Raw genomic sequence first — 13,293 nt, forward strand, 5'->3', positions numbered from 1 at the left:
GGGGGAAAGGGGTCAGGCTTGGAGTTCTTGGGTTAGGGCGGTGACGAAGGCGTCGACGTCGGCTTCTGTGGTGTCGAAGGCGCACATCCAGCGGACCTCGACCTCGCCGCCGCCGATCCGGTCGTTCCAGTTGTAGAACCGGAACCGCTTGCGCAGCCGGTCGGCCACGTCTCCCGGCAGGATCGCGAAGACCGCGTTGGCCTCCACTTCGCGCGCCACCCTGACCCCGGGGATGTCCCGTACGGCTGCCGCCAGCCGCCTGGCCATGCCGTTCGCCTGACGGGCGTTGCGCAGCCACAGGTCGCCGCCGAGCAGCGCCTCGAACTGCACGGACACGAACCGCATCTTCGAGGCGAGCTGCATGCCGGTCTTTCGCAGGTACGGCAGGCCCTTCGCGGCCGCGGGGTTGAGGACCACCACGACCTCGCCCAGCATGAGCCCGATCTTGGTGCCGCCGAAGGACAGCACGTCGACGCCCGCGTCCGTGGTCATCGCGCGGAGGGGCACGTCGAGGGCCGCCGCCGCGTTGGTGATCCGCGAGCCGTCCAGGTGGACGAACATGCCCAGCTCGTGGGCGTGGTCGCAGACGGCCTTGATCTCGGCCGGGGTGTACAGCGTGCCGAGCTCTGTGGCGTTGGAGATCGAGACCACCCGGGGCTGGGCACGGTGCACGTCCCCGAAACCCCATGCCTGCTGGTCGATCAGGTCGGGCGTGAGCTTGCCGTCCGGGGTCGCCACCGGAAGCAGCTTCAGGCTTCCGGTGATCTCCGGGGCGCCGCCCTCGTCGGTGTTGATGTGCGCGGTGTCGGGGCAGACCACCGCCTCCCACGGGGCGCACATCGAACGCAACGAGAGCACGTTCGCGGCGGTGCCGTTGAACACCGGCAGGGCTTCGGCCTGGTCGCCGAAGTGCCGCCGGAAGATGCCCTGCAGGGCTCCGGTGTAGGCGTCGTCTCCGTAGCTGACCTGGTGCCCGCCGTTCGCCAGGGCGATGGCCTCGAGCACCTCCGGGTGCACTCCGGCGTAGTTGTCGCTGGCGAAGGTCTTGATCTCCGGCTCGTGCCGCCGCACGGCATCCGTTGTCACGAAATATCTCCGTCTAATCGTTAAAGGAAAACTTCAGGCGGTGAGGTCGATCCGCTGCCCGTTGACCGCGGCGGGATCCTCGTCCCAGAGCGCGGTGACGGCACGCGCGAGATCGTCCACATCGGTGAACCCCTTGTACTGCTTGTCGGGGTTCGCCGCCCTCATCCCATCGTGCACCAACGCGGTGATCACCAGGATCGCGGCCGCGGACGACGTGCCCTTCAGGGCGTCGGCCAGGGACAACGTCCACGCCTCCGCGGCCGCCTTGGCCGCCGCGTAGGCCGCATTCGTCCGGGTGGGCGCCTGGGCCGCCTTCGCGGAGACGATGACGAACCGGCCGTTCTCGCTGGCCCGCAGCAGCGGCTCGAACGCCAGCGAGACGTTCTGCAGAGTCCTGACCAGCAGGCCGTGCAGCAGTTCCCAGTCCTCCAGCGAGGTCTCGGCGAAGGTCTTGGACCCGCGCCACCCGCCGACGAGGTGCACGATCCCGTCGACGCGGCCGTGCTCGGCGCCGACCCGCTCGGCCAGTTCCCGTACGGCTGTCGCGTCCTGGAGGTCGACGGCCAGGGCCCCGTCGCCTCCCGACCTGCTCACGGCGACGACGGTGTCACCGAGCTCGGTGAACCGCCGGACGACGGCCCGCCCCGCCGGGCTGCCCGTGCCCGCGACCAGAATGACCCTGCTCAACGATGCCCCACCTTTCGACCGGGCCAGGGGCTCACGCCCTGATGCCCCGCGTGGACTCGACCACGTCGGTGAGCTTACGGCGCAGCGCCTCGTAGAACATGCTCAGGGGGAACTCATCGGGCAGGACGGCGTTGACCATGGCCTTCTGCTCCTCCGGCAGCGCCTGGACGCCCTGGTTCCACACCGAGGCCGGATGCGGCTCGACGTAGGCGGCCACGAGCTGGTGGGCGGCGAGCCAGTGGGCCAGCTTGGACCTGTCGATGCCGTCCCGGTAGAGCTTCTCGACCTCTCCGCGCAGGTCGGCCACGCCGTCGGCGACACGGGCCCAGTCGACGAACAGCCGGTTGTCCGTCCAGCGGACGATGCCGCGCCGGTGCAGGTAGGCGAACAGGAGCTGCCCGCCGAGCCCGTCGTAGTTGCGCACCCGCTCGCCGGTGATCGGGAAGCGGAACAGCCGGTCGAACAGGATCGCGAACTGCACGTACCGCGCGTGCGGCACGCCGTCCACCTCGAGCTTCACCGCCTCCCCGAAGGCGGTCAGGTCGCAGCGCAGCTCTTCGAGCGTGTAGAGCCAGTACGGCATGCGCTGCTTGATCATGAATGGGTCGAACGGCAGGTCGCCGTGGCTGTGGGTGCGGTCGTGGACCAGGTCCCACAGGACGAAGGTGTCCTGGGCCAGTTCCTGCGACGCGAGCAGGCGGGCAGCGTCCGGCGGCAGGGCCAGCTTGAGCGTGGCGGCGGCCGCCTCACTGACGGCCCGGAACCTCGCGGCCTCCCGGTCGCAGAAGATGCCGCCCCAGGTGAACCGCGGCGGCGTCTCGCGGACGGCGACGGTCTCGGGGAACAGCACGGCCGAGTTGGTGTCGTAGCCGGAGGTGAAGTCCTTGAAGGCGATCGGCACGAACATCGGGTTGTCGTAGCCGTTCTGCTCCAGTTCGGCCAGCCAGGCGGGCCAGACGACGCGGATCCAGACCGCCTCGACGTTCCGGTTCGGGTTCCCGTTCTGCGTGTACATCGGGAAGACGACCAGGTGCTCCAGCCCGTCCACCCGCTGGGCGTCCGGGTGGAAGGCGTTCAGCGAGTCGAGGAAGTCGGGCACGCCCAGCCCGTCGGCCACCCACTTGCGGAAGTCGGCCACGACCGCGTCGAGATAGTCGCGGTCGTGCGGGAAGCGGGGCGCGAGCCGTACGACCTGGTCGCTGATCTCGGCGATCAGCTCCACGGCCCGGTCGCGGTCGCCGGCGATGGAGCCGTCCTTGGCCTGGAGCGGCCGCAGCGCCTCGACGGCCTCCTTGAGCCCGGCCCAGGCGTCGCCCAGGTCTCCGGCGACCTCCGAGCCGTCCGCGCCGCCGTCCGGGATCCGGGCGGCCCAGGTGACGAGATTGGTCCAGAGTTGCGCGTGGTCGAAGTCGCTGATCGAGTCGTCGCCGAACAGGTCCGAGTCGGCGAGCGCCACGACCCGCCCACGCCCATGCCGTACGGCCAGGGCCAGCGGACGGCGGGCGGGGTCGGCGGTCCCCGACGTCTCGAACAGGACGGTCGCGCCCTTGGGGGCCACGAGCGTGCCGGCCCGGTAGAAGCATGCCTGGCGGACACCGGCGAGCAGGTCCTGCCGCACGCCCGGCGCGTCGGCCGGGCTCGCACCGCGTACGCCGAGGACCCACGTGGCGACCTTGTTGTGGGATCCGGAGGGGTCCTGGACGGTGGTGTGCTCGATGCCGACGCCGAAGCGGCCGAGCAGGTCGGCGAGGTTGCTTCCGTACTTGTCCTGCTCACACTCGGCGAGCACGATGAGCCCGCCCCCGGCGGCGACGTAGGCCTCGATGGCGTCGAGTTCGGCGGCCGTGAAGACGGGGCTGCCCGCGCCGGTCGTCCGCTCCCAGTGATCCCCTGAGGGGTGCGCGATCACGAACACGTCGTGGGGGTCCAGTACGGACGCGTCCAGCGGGCCCTGGGTGTGCGCGGCGACCGTCTGGCCGAGCCGCCGCAGGATGCCGGCGGCCGTCGAATAGCCGCTGTCGTCGGGATGCGCGGGATTCATGGCTTCGGCGACCTCCCGCCGGATGCTCCATGCCTCGCTGTGCGCCTCATCGAACAGGACCGACGGGAATGCCCTCATGTAAGATCTCCTGAACTTTGCGCCATCTGCACAAAAATATACACAAAGACTACGCGTGCACCGATAAGTCACCCGTGAGAGTGAGCCCCGTCACCCCCACGGTGGACGTGCCGCGGCCCGCCCCTCGCCTACCGTCCTCGGCTGTCAGATCCGACCCGAGGAGACCCCGATGTTGAAACTGTCCGATGCCCGCGCCTTCCGGCGGGCGGCGATCGGCGCGGCGCTGATCGTCTCGCCGCTCTTCCAGCTCACCGCCACCCTCGTCGACCCCGGCACCTGGGGGGACGACCGCGAGTCCGTCTTGATCGCACCGACGAGCCGCTCAGGCGGCGAGACCTTGAGCAGGAACCCGCTCGTCCCGGCCCGCAGCGCGGCGTAGAGGCTCTCGTCGGCGCCGAACGTGGTCAGCATGATGATCTTCGGGGGGCCGCGGGGCGTCGAGGAGCCGCAACCCCGCCCGGGCCATCGCCTCGTCGTCCGCGATGACGACGCGGATCACCATCGAGGCGCCGCATCGGTCAGCAGGACGCCTCCCGGGAGCAGCTCCCTGGCGATCCGGTTCCGCTCCGCGGCGACGGCCTCGGCAACCTCGGCGGCCCGCCGTTCGCGCTCCAGCTCCATGCGCGCGGCCTGTTCGGCCATCCGGCGGACCCGGACCAGGTATCCGTACAGGGCGATCCCGGTCACCTAGGCCAGGCCGAAGGTCACCGTGAGGAAGATACCTCGTCGAACGGCAGGAAACGGTGGTCGACGGCTCCGAAGTCGAAGGCCAGGATGCCGGCGAGCGCCCACGCCGCCCCGCGCCTGACCGGCAGGTGGGCCCCGACCGTGTGGAAGACGATGACCAGCGCGGCGACCTGGCAGGCCTCGTTGCCGTGCCGGTGCCAGCCCAGGCCGTCAGCCGAGCTGCCCCTCGATGTCCGTGATGATCTCCTGGATCCTGAGCCCGTGACGGGCGTCGAGCGGATGCCCGCCGCCACGGCGGACGGTCCTGGCGAACTCCCTGGCCACGGCGGGGAAGACGTCGTCGCCGATCTCGGATCCGAGCAGCGTCGCGCTTCCTTCGGCCCCGTAGACGTCCGCCCGGGCGGGGGGCAGGTCGCCGCCCGCGGCCATGGTGAGCGAGACCTCGCTCACCGCCCCGCCCGTGTGCTCGAGCAGCAGGCCCACCCAGCCGAGCGGGTCGCCGTGCGCCCTGATGGAGCCGATCGGCCCGAGCGCGGCGTCCATGAGGTCGATCACGTGCGGCCCGATGTCGAGGACGGCCCCTCGTTCCAGCCGCCACGGCGTGGCGAACGACCCGCCGTGCAGCACTCCCGAGACGTTGGAGGCGTGGCCGCCGTACGGCCGCAGCGCGCGGGCCCTGTCCAGGAAGGCCGTCGTCGCCGGCGAGTAGCGGAAGGTGAAGACCATCTGGGAGGCGACCCCGGCCTCGCCGATCGCGTCGGCGAGACGCCTGGCGCCGTCGAGGTCGGCCGCGAGGGGCTTTTCCAGCAGCAGGGCCTTGCCCGCCTTCGCCGCGAGGACGCCGAGTTCGGCCTGCACCGCCGGCGGCACGCAGAACGCGACCGCCTCACACAGGTCGAACAGGTCCTCCAGCCGCTCGAACGAGGGAACGCGGTGCCTGCCCGCGAGCTCGTCGGCCGCCTGGGGCCTGCGCGCCCACACACCCGCGAGCCTCGTGTGCGGCCCGGCAGCGAGTGTCGGGGCGTGCACCATCTCCGCCCACGGTCCCGCACCGACCAAACCTACTGAAACCGGCTCCATCTCACCCTCCGCGGTGACCCTACTGCAGCGTGCGGGCCCCGGGTCGACGCGGGACCCGGGCCACCCCGCGAAAGCCTTACCGGCATGATGGTCGTCCTATGGACGTCATTCTGCTGAGGCACGGCGAGACCGAGTGGAGCAGGGCGGGACGGCACACGGGCCGGACCGACCTGCCGTTGACCGACCGGGGCGAGGAGCAGGCCCGCGCCCTGGCCAGGGTGATCAAGGGCAGGCAGTTCGCGCTGGTCCTCGTCAGCCCCGCGCAGCGGGCACGCCGTACGGCGGAGCTCGCCGGGGCCGCCTCCTACGACGTGGACCCGGACCTGTGGGAATGGGACTACGGCGGCTACGAGGGGATCACCACCCCGCAGATCCGCGAGAGCCGTCCCGGCTGGTACCTGTGGCGAGACGGGATCATCCCCGGAGACGCGGACCACCCGGGCGAGGCTGTCGGCCATGTCGGGGAGCGCGCGGACCGGGTCATCGCCCGCGTCCGGCAGGCTGAGGGCGACGTGCTGATCGTCGCGCACGGACACTTCCTGCGCGTGCTCGCCGCCCGCTGGCTGGGGCTGCCGGCCGACGAGGGCCGGCATCTGCGGCTCGACACCGGCACGTACTCGGTTCTGGGCTACGAGCACGAGGAGCCCGTCCTGCTCCACTGGAACGCGCCCGTTCAGGACCCCGCCTGAGACGGGCGCGACGCGGAGTCAGGCCGTCGGACCCTCAGGCCCCCTAGGGTCAGACGGCGACGGGCTGGGGCTGCGGGCCTCGGCCGGTCAGCCACTCCAGGACCCTGTGGTGGCCTCGCCTGGCGTCCTCGAAGTGGCCCCACCGCCAGCACCTAGGCTGGTCGCGGACTCCGGTGACCCACGTCCGATAGGCCACGCTCCGTGTCTCCCCGTCCTCGGAGCCGGCCGGGGAGGCGACGCCGTACGTGCGGATCACCACGCGGCCGCCAGGTGCGAACAGCACGTCGTCGGCCACCGGGTAGAGATTCATCTGGTCCAGCACGGCGGGTCCCCCTCGATACTTCAACTTTCTCAGGGTCCAAATCTGCCGCACCGTTGTTACGCCGCCTGCGCGCGACTGTTACGCGCGTGCGCGGCGTGTAAACAAGGGGTTAAACCAGCAGGCCGTCGAACTCGCCGTCCTTGACTCCCAGCACGAGGGCCCGGATCTCATCGCGCGTGTAGATGAGGGCCGGCCCGTCGGGGAAACGCGAGTTGCGGACGGCCACGCCCCCGTCGGGGAGCTCGGCCAACTCCACGCAGTTGCCGGTCGAGTTGCTGTGGACGCTCTTCCGCCAGGTGACCCCGGTCAGGCTGTTTGCGGGCATCCCGTTATAAGTCTGCATCATGTCTCTCTGAGAAATTCGCCGAGAATCTCGGCGGTGCCCCCGGGCGTGGTGCTCTCCACGCACAACTGCTCCATGGCCGTGAGGTAAGGATCGATGTCCTCACGCTTGTCCAGGTATAGGGCGCCCCACAACTGTTCGACGTAGACGACGTCGGACAGGTCGGACTCCGGGAAACGAAGGATCGTGAACGCTCCCCCCTCGGCCGCGTGCATGCCGAACCGGAAGGGCATCACCTGCAGGGTGATGTTGGGCAGCGTGGCGACCTCCAGCAGGTGCTGAAGCTGCTCACGCATGATCCCTCCGCCTCCGATGGGACGTTTGAGCGCCGCCTCGTCCACAACGGCCCAGAGCCGAGGACCGTCGGGGCGCGTCAGCCGTTCCTGTCGCTGCATGCGCAGATGCACGCGCTGTTCGATCTCTCCGTCCGGAGCGTCGGGGTAGCCCAGCTGGATCACCGCCCGCGCGTACGCCGCCGTCTGCAGCAGACCCGGCACGAACTGCACCTCGTAGGTGCGGATCACGCTGGCCGCCTCTTCGAGACCGACGTAGGTGATGAACCAGTTCGGCAGTACCTCGCCGTACTTGTGCCACCAACCCGGCGTGTTCGCCTCGCGGACCATCTCCAGCAGCCCGCGCCGTTCCGCGTCGTCGCTGACGCCGTACAGCGTGAGGAGGTCCTCGACATCACGTGTCTTGAACCCGACCCGGCCGAGCTCCATCCTGCTGATCTTCGATTCCGAGGCGCGGATGTGGAATCCGGCGACCTCGCGCGTGAGCCCCTGCGCCTCGCGCAACCGGCGAAGGCTGGCACCGAGCATGATTCGCCGAACGGTGGATCCTGATCCCGGCGGATCTATCGACACGTGCTATTCCTCCGCTTTGTGGACTGGTTCACAGTCTGTCAAAGATCGCCCCCTTCGTCCCGAGATTGTTTCGGGTAACCGTAGCGGGTGCAACAGCCACTTGCACGTGCATTCGCTCTTGCACATGCACAGGAGTGTCCACCATCATGATCTCGTGCAGTCCACGAACGTGTCTCGTGGCCGAAATCAGTGGTCGGGCCTCGATTGGTGGCCTCCGATCGGCTGGTGGCCGGAGCCCGCACGCGATCTCCTCGAACCCGGATCGACCACCACAAGCGCCACCTTCGCCCTTCCCCCGAAGGCGGAGTCGGTCCATTCGGCGCGCAGTTTCGCCGCGGGGACCCTCTCCGGCTGGAACATGGGCCAGTTGCACGACAGCATGGAACTGGTCGTCTCCGAACTGGCGACGAACGCCCTGCGGCACGGGCTGATCCTCAGCGCGGCCCGTGACAGGGAGGTCATCCGGCTGTCGCTGATCCGCAGGGGCGCCCTGGTGACCTGCGCGATCACCGACCCGGGAGCCGAGGCCCCGGTGATGCGGGACCCGGCCCCCTTCGAACCGGGCGGCCTGGGGTTGCACATCGTCGAATCGCTGAGCGTGCGCTGGGGCTGGTGCCCCCTCGCCCCGCAGGGCAAGGCGGTCTGGGCCGTCCTGTCCGGCTGACCCCCGTTCCCGACCCTCTCCGATGATCGTCCGGCTTCGATTCACACTCCGCGGAGCCCTGCGAACTGTCCCGGCAGCGAACCCGGCGCCTGTCCTGACAGTCACACCTCAGTGGCGCCGGACGCGGTCCGCCGGCCGCGGAGCGCTCCCGTGCAGCCCGGAATGTACGGGAGCGCCCCCCGGCCGACGGCCCGATGGCACGAATGCTCGGCACGGCAGCACCAGATGTGCTGAGATCGAACCGTAATAGGCGAACGGCATGGCCGTTTCGCAGCGATCGATGGAGAAATGTCGTGATCTCGGGGCTCGTGACCGCGCGCTGTATCCTGGCTCGCGACCCCCGTCAAGAGTGTGATCCGCATTACGGTGGCTTCCTGAGACTTCCGAGAGATCTGTGATGGACGATCACCTAGTCGGCTGGCTGACCGCTCTCGATGAAGACCGGCTCGCCCGCGTCCTGGCCAACCGCCCGGACGCCATCGCCGCGCCGTGGCCCCGCAGGATCGACGCGCTCGCGCACCGGCTGACGAACGGCTTCGCCCTCATGGAGGTCATGCGCGGCCTTCCCCTGCCGCCCCTGGAGATCCTGCAGGGGTGCCTGGTCATCGGCGGGCGTCCCACGGAGGACGAACTGGCCCGTTTCCTCGGGGTGAGCACCTCCGAGGTCATCCCGTGGCTGGACCGCCTCTACGACCACGTCCTCGCCTGGCCGGCCCCCGACGGCAGGATCGACCTCGCGGAGGCCGTCGCACAGTGGTGGACGGCGCCGTGCGGGCTGGGCGAACCGCTGGCCGCCTACCTGGACTCCTGGATGCTCAACACCGAGGCGCTGCGCCGGCTGTGCCGCATCCTCGACCTGCCGTACCAGGGCGGCAAGCGGCAGGTGGCCGTGCGGATCATCGGGCTGCTGAGCGACTCGGAACGGCTCGCCGAGCTGGTCCGGCAGGCGCCGGACGGCACGATGGAGATGCTCGACGACTTCGCGTGGGACGGGCCGGTCCGGAGCGTCGACGGCAACCGCTTCGTCACTCCGGGGACGCCAGAGAAGTGGGCGGCCGAACACGGCCTGCTGTTCCGTACCCAGTGGGACGTGGCGGAGATGCCGCGCGAGGTGGCGCTCGCCCTGCGCGGGCCCGACTACCGCGGTCCCTTCACGCCCGACCCGCCCGATCTGGGCACCACGCGGATCGACCCCGAGGCCGTCGAGCACGCGATGTGCCTCGCCGCTCCGCACATCGTCGATCGCGTCACCGCGTTGCTGGAGAACACCGACAAGACCCCGCTGCCGCTGCTGAAGAACGGCGGCGTCGGCGTGCGCGAGGTGAAGCGGGTGGCCCGCGAGACGGGCTGCACCGAGGAGGAGACCCGGCTGCTGCTGGAGATCTCCGCCGTGGCCCGGCTGATCGCCCTCGACGAAGGCGCCGGCGGTTTGGTGCCCACCGACAGGTTCGACGCATGGCGGCTGGAGGACGCCCCGGTCCGGTTACGGGTGCTGCTCGCGGCGTGGTGGCGCATGGAGCGCTCGTCACTGCGGCGGACGGAGAACCGCTACCCGACCGTCCTCGGCGACGACCCCGCAGGAGAGACGATCGCGCGAATCCGGTGGGCCGTGCTCGGCGCGCTCGCGATGGTCCCCGAGGGCAGGGGGTTCGCCACGCTCCCCGAGCTCGTGCAGTCGGTCCACTGGCGGGCGCCGCTGCTCGACAGGCAACTCCTCGCCGACTGCGCACCGGCGATCATCGAGGAGTCCCGGCTGCTCGGCCTGTGCGCGCACGACACGCTCACCGACCTCGGCCGGGCACTGGCCGCCCTCGGCACGATCGCCGGGAACGAGGGCGACGAGACCGCGCCCCAGATCGAGCACGATCCGGTCCTCGCGAAGTGCTCGGTGACGGCCCTCGCCGGAGCGCAGCGCACCGCGCTCTTCGGCGCCGATCTGACGGCCGTGGTCACCGGGCCGCCGTCGGTGGAGCTGGCGTCGCTGCTCGACCGGGCCGCCGACCGCGAGTCCCGGGGCGCGGCGTCGGTGTGGCGGTTCAGCCCCGCGAGCGTACGGCGGGCGCTGGACTCCGGGGGCACCGCCGACTCCCTGCTGTCCGACCTGTCCATGGCAGGAACGCTTCCCCAGCCGCTCACGTATCTGGTCCACGACGTGGCCAGGCGGCACGGCGAGGTCACGGTGTCGTCGGTCGGCTGCATCATCCAGGGATCCGATCCGGCGCTGCTGGCGGAGCTCGTCGCGCACCGGAGGCTGGCCAAGCTCGGGCTGAGGTTGCTCGCGCCGACCGTGCTCGCCGGATCCGCGCCCGCGGCGACGGCGCTGGCGACGCTGCGCGAGGCGGGCTACGCCCCGGTGCCCGTCGACGACGGCGCGGAGATCACGATCCGGCGTGCGCCCAACGCGGGCCGGTTGACGCTGCTCCCCGGCGGCCGGGTGGCCGAGCTCGATCCTCCCCCCTCGCTGCTCGAGCCGCCGCCCGATCCGCGCGAGCATGCCAGGCGCCTGCTCGTGAACGGCGGTTCCGCCGGACCCGGCGGCCAGACCTGGGCCGTCATCGGCCGGATGGCGACGCGGCTGCCGACCGCGCAGCAGTCGCTGCTCGGTTTCGTGGTGGACCGCGACGTCCGCGCGCTGATCACGTTGTCCGACGGCGTCACCGCGACGATCAGCCATGGCGAGCTGCGCAGCGGCGTGCTGGACGCGTGGTGTGAGGAGGCGGGCGACTACCTCGAGTTCCCCCTCAACGAGATCGCCTCCGTCACCAGCACATACTGACCGTCACGCGCGCGACGCCTCACAGCGTGCCGCGTCGCTCACCGGCACTCCCGTGGACGGCCTCACAACGTGCCGCAGCGGCGCAGCACCAGCAGGGCGAGCGCCCGCGTGACCTCGTGCATCTCGCGCAGGTCGACCTGCTCGCGCGGCGCGTGGGCGAAACGCACGTCGCCCGGGCCGTAGTGAAGCGTGGGGACGCCGCCCGCCACGTACAGCCGCAGGTCGCTCCCGTACGGCGCGGCCGTGGTCCCCGGCCTGTCCCCCGTCACGTCGGCGACCGCCCGGCCGAGTTCACCGAGCAGGGGGTGCCCCTCGGGAAGCCGGCCGCTCGCGAACTGCCCGCCCGGCCAGGTGACCGCGACGGGGTTGGCCCGCAACCACGGGTCGTCGAGGTCGGCCAGCGCGCCCTCCAGCGCGGCTCGGGCGTCGGCGGGGTCCTCGTCGAGCCGGACGCCGAGACGGCCTTCCGCCACCAGCAGGTCGGGCACGCTGCTCGCCCAGTCACCCGCCCGCATGGTGCCGATCTCGATCGGATAGGGCAGGGGGTTCCCGGCGAACAGCGGATCGACGTCGCGGTTGCGGTCCGCCTCCAGACGGCGGACCGCCTGGAAGACCGGCCAGAACGCCTCGATCGCGTTGACGCCCTCGTATCGGGTCGCGCCGTGGGCGGCCCGGCCGGCCACTTCGAGGCGGAAGGTGAGCGCCCCGGCGTTGGCCGTGATGATCTTTCCGCTCGTGGGCTCGGTGATCACGGCCGCCTCGCCGCCGTGCCCGCGGGCGAGTGTGGCGAACGCGCCGAGCCCGCCGTCCTCCTCGCTCACCACGCAGTGCAGGGCGAGCGGCCGCGCGAGCCGTACACCGGCCCGGCGGATCGCCCGGACGACGGCGAGGTTGGCCGCGAGGCCCGCCTTCATGTCGCAGGCGCCCCGGCCGTGCAGGGTGGTGCCCGTGAGGCGGGCGCCGAACGGGTCCTGCCCCTCCCATTTGGCCGGGTCACCGATCGGCACGACGTCGGCGTGTCCCTGGAGGATCAGGCCGGGCTCGCCCTCGCCCTCGGTGACGCCGACGACGCCGTACCCCTCGGTCCGCTCCGCCTCGGTGCCGGGGAATCCCTCCCTGGACTTGAGGTCGCCGAGATCGAGCTTCCACATGTCGACGTCGAGGTCGCATTCGGTGAGCATGCGGGCGAACCGGTCCTGGAGGTCGGACTCGGCGTCGGTGCCGGTCACGCTCGGCACCCGCACCAGATCGGCGAGCAGGCGGACGGTGCCCGCCTCGTCGACGGCGTCCAGGACCGCCGCCTCGACGCTCGTCGGGCTTCCGGGTGCGTTGTCGTTCATGTCGTGACTGTACGGCTTTCGCCTCAGCGTCGCGGAGCCGCGGTCAGACGACGGACAGGCGGGTGAACCGGACCTCGAATCCGCCGCCTCTCGGCGCGGCGCACATCGCTCCCGCGAGCGCCCGGACCTCTGGGGGGAAGTAGGCCAGGCGGAGCATGTGCACCGGCTCGGCCCCGTCGAGGCCGTACCGGACGATGACGGTGTCGCCCTCGCGCGCGATGTCGATGGTCACCGACTCCGGCGTGCCCGGCGCGGGGACGACCGACCAGTCGGAGTAGCCCCGGGTGACGACCACGCTGAGCTGGTAGGCCCCGTCGACGAACTCGACGCCGGCCTTGACCCAGTTCTCCTCGTCGATCCGCAGGATGGCGCCGGCCTGGTCGTACTGGTCGGCGTAGTCGGCGGAGAACGTCGCCCTGATGCGCGTGTCCCCCTCGACCTCGCGGACGAACATGGGGGCGTTGTCGAAGGAGTAGCCGTAGTGGGCCTTCTGCCACAGGTCGGTGTCGGGATCCGCGACCACGCGCAACCCGTCCTCCGCGGCCCACTCACGAGGTTCGTTGATCCACTTGTAGGCGTCGAATGACATTCTGCGATCTTGTCACGGGGCGGCCCGGCAATGCCAGACCGGGGC

Annotated in this window: 15 protein-coding genes; 3 read left to right on the top strand and 12 right to left on the bottom strand. The window is 70.8% G+C overall.

Going from position 1 to position 13,293, the window contains the following annotated elements; all coding sequences use genetic code 11:
- Window positions 1-12: 12 nt before the first annotated feature.
- The 7 genes from Pmi06nite_RS01940 to Pmi06nite_RS01970 all read right to left on the bottom strand — a co-directional run bounded on the left by Pmi06nite_RS01940 (window position 13) and on the right by Pmi06nite_RS01970 (window position 5,659).
- On the bottom strand, window positions 13-1,086 hold the full coding sequence (locus Pmi06nite_RS01940; protein WP_203951059.1) for a threonine aldolase family protein: 1,074 nt from the start codon (window positions 1,084-1,086) through the stop codon (window positions 13-15).
- A 33-nt stretch (window positions 1,087-1,119) separates the two neighbouring features.
- Window positions 1,120-1,773, bottom strand: a complete 654-nt coding sequence (locus tag Pmi06nite_RS01945; RefSeq protein WP_203951060.1) for an SDR family NAD(P)-dependent oxidoreductase — start codon at window positions 1,771-1,773, stop codon at window positions 1,120-1,122.
- 31 nt (window positions 1,774-1,804) lie between these two features.
- Window positions 1,805-3,892 carry a DUF6421 family protein gene (locus tag Pmi06nite_RS01950; protein ID WP_203951061.1) on the bottom strand — a complete coding sequence of 696 codons (2,088 nt, stop codon included), beginning with the start codon at window positions 3,890-3,892 and terminating at the stop codon, window positions 1,805-1,807.
- A gap of 144 nt (window positions 3,893-4,036) precedes the next feature.
- Window positions 4,037-4,303: a response regulator gene (locus Pmi06nite_RS41720; protein ID WP_239113490.1), complete on the bottom strand. Its 267-nt coding sequence runs from the start codon at window positions 4,301-4,303 to the stop codon at window positions 4,037-4,039.
- 84 nt (window positions 4,304-4,387) lie between these two features.
- Window positions 4,388-4,579 (bottom strand): hypothetical protein, encoded by a 192-nt coding sequence (locus Pmi06nite_RS01960; protein ID WP_203951062.1) that lies wholly within the window; start codon window positions 4,577-4,579, stop codon window positions 4,388-4,390.
- A gap of 17 nt (window positions 4,580-4,596) precedes the next feature.
- Window positions 4,597-4,872, bottom strand: coding sequence for a hypothetical protein (locus tag Pmi06nite_RS01965; RefSeq protein WP_203951309.1), 276 nt, complete (start codon window positions 4,870-4,872; stop codon window positions 4,597-4,599).
- Window positions 4,790-5,659, bottom strand: coding sequence for a Gfo/Idh/MocA family protein (locus Pmi06nite_RS01970; RefSeq protein WP_203951063.1), 870 nt, complete (start codon window positions 5,657-5,659; stop codon window positions 4,790-4,792). The genes Pmi06nite_RS01965 and Pmi06nite_RS01970 overlap by 83 nt, the downstream gene beginning before the upstream one ends.
- A 98-nt stretch (window positions 5,660-5,757) precedes the next feature.
- Here Pmi06nite_RS01970 and Pmi06nite_RS01975 point away from each other — a divergent pair, with 98 nt between their 5' ends.
- The gene (locus Pmi06nite_RS01975) at window positions 5,758-6,348 is read left to right on the top strand and encodes a histidine phosphatase family protein (RefSeq protein ID WP_203951064.1); all 591 of its coding nucleotides are present in this window, start codon (window positions 5,758-5,760) and stop codon (window positions 6,346-6,348) included.
- A 49-nt stretch (window positions 6,349-6,397) separates the two neighbouring features.
- Here Pmi06nite_RS01975 and Pmi06nite_RS01980 read toward each other — a convergent pair whose 3' ends face one another.
- The 3 genes from Pmi06nite_RS01980 to Pmi06nite_RS01990 form a co-directional block, all read right to left on the bottom strand.
- On the bottom strand, window positions 6,398-6,670 hold the full coding sequence (locus Pmi06nite_RS01980; RefSeq protein WP_203951065.1) for a hypothetical protein: 273 nt from the start codon (window positions 6,668-6,670) through the stop codon (window positions 6,398-6,400).
- Window positions 6,671-6,779: 109 nt separating this feature from the next.
- The gene (locus Pmi06nite_RS01985; RefSeq protein WP_239094529.1) at window positions 6,780-7,013 is read right to left on the bottom strand and encodes a DUF397 domain-containing protein; all 234 of its coding nucleotides are present in this window, start codon (window positions 7,011-7,013) and stop codon (window positions 6,780-6,782) included.
- The gene (locus tag Pmi06nite_RS01990) at window positions 7,013-7,834 is read right to left on the bottom strand and encodes a Sco1979 family transcriptional regulator (protein ID WP_203951066.1); all 822 of its coding nucleotides are present in this window, start codon (window positions 7,832-7,834) and stop codon (window positions 7,013-7,015) included. Before Pmi06nite_RS01990 ends, Pmi06nite_RS01985 begins: the two co-directional genes overlap by 1 nt.
- A 199-nt stretch (window positions 7,835-8,033) precedes the next feature.
- On the opposite strand from Pmi06nite_RS01990, the gene Pmi06nite_RS01995 reads away from it, so the two are divergent.
- A complete protein-coding gene (locus Pmi06nite_RS01995) occupies window positions 8,034-8,543 on the top strand; it encodes an ATP-binding protein (RefSeq protein ID WP_239113494.1) in 510 nt (169 codons plus the stop codon).
- 397 nt (window positions 8,544-8,940) lie between these two features.
- Window positions 8,941-11,319, top strand: a complete 2,379-nt coding sequence (locus tag Pmi06nite_RS02000) for a helicase-associated domain-containing protein (RefSeq protein ID WP_203951068.1) — start codon at window positions 8,941-8,943, stop codon at window positions 11,317-11,319.
- Window positions 11,320-11,381: 62 nt separating this feature from the next.
- Here Pmi06nite_RS02000 and Pmi06nite_RS02005 read toward each other — a convergent pair whose 3' ends face one another.
- Together Pmi06nite_RS02005 and Pmi06nite_RS02010 are read right to left on the bottom strand one after the other, a co-directional pair.
- Entirely contained in the window at window positions 11,382-12,659 is a 1,278-nt protein-coding gene (locus Pmi06nite_RS02005; protein ID WP_203951069.1) for an ArgE/DapE family deacylase, read from the bottom strand.
- Between the two features lie 43 nt (window positions 12,660-12,702).
- On the bottom strand, window positions 12,703-13,248 hold the full coding sequence (locus Pmi06nite_RS02010) for a DUF1349 domain-containing protein (protein WP_203951070.1): 546 nt from the start codon (window positions 13,246-13,248) through the stop codon (window positions 12,703-12,705).
- Window positions 13,249-13,293: the final 45 nt, after the last annotated feature.

It is taken from the genome of Planotetraspora mira (assembly GCF_016863275.1).
Lineage (GTDB): Bacteria > Actinomycetota > Actinomycetes > Streptosporangiales > Streptosporangiaceae > Planotetraspora > Planotetraspora mira.

Coding starts and splice junctions, on each gene's coding strand:
- Pmi06nite_RS01985 (WP_239094529.1), bottom strand. CDS start 7,013: ATGCAGACTTATAACGGGATGCCCGCAAACAGCCTGACCGGGGTCACC.
- Pmi06nite_RS41720 (WP_239113490.1), bottom strand. CDS start 4,303: ATGCTGACCACGTTCGGCGCCGACGAGAGCCTCTACGCCGCGCTGCGG.
- Pmi06nite_RS01950 (WP_203951061.1), bottom strand. CDS start 3,892: ATGAGGGCATTCCCGTCGGTCCTGTTCGATGAGGCGCACAGCGAGGCA.
- Pmi06nite_RS02005 (WP_203951069.1), bottom strand. CDS start 12,659: ATGAACGACAACGCACCCGGAAGCCCGACGAGCGTCGAGGCGGCGGTC.
- Pmi06nite_RS01970 (WP_203951063.1), bottom strand. CDS start 5,659: ATGGAGCCGGTTTCAGTAGGTTTGGTCGGTGCGGGACCGTGGGCGGAG.
- Pmi06nite_RS02000 (WP_203951068.1), top strand. CDS start 8,941: ATGGACGATCACCTAGTCGGCTGGCTGACCGCTCTCGATGAAGACCGG.
- Pmi06nite_RS01975 (WP_203951064.1), top strand. CDS start 5,758: ATGGACGTCATTCTGCTGAGGCACGGCGAGACCGAGTGGAGCAGGGCG.
- Pmi06nite_RS02010 (WP_203951070.1), bottom strand. CDS start 13,248: ATGTCATTCGACGCCTACAAGTGGATCAACGAACCTCGTGAGTGGGCC.
- Pmi06nite_RS01990 (WP_203951066.1), bottom strand. CDS start 7,834: ATGCTCGGTGCCAGCCTTCGCCGGTTGCGCGAGGCGCAGGGGCTCACG.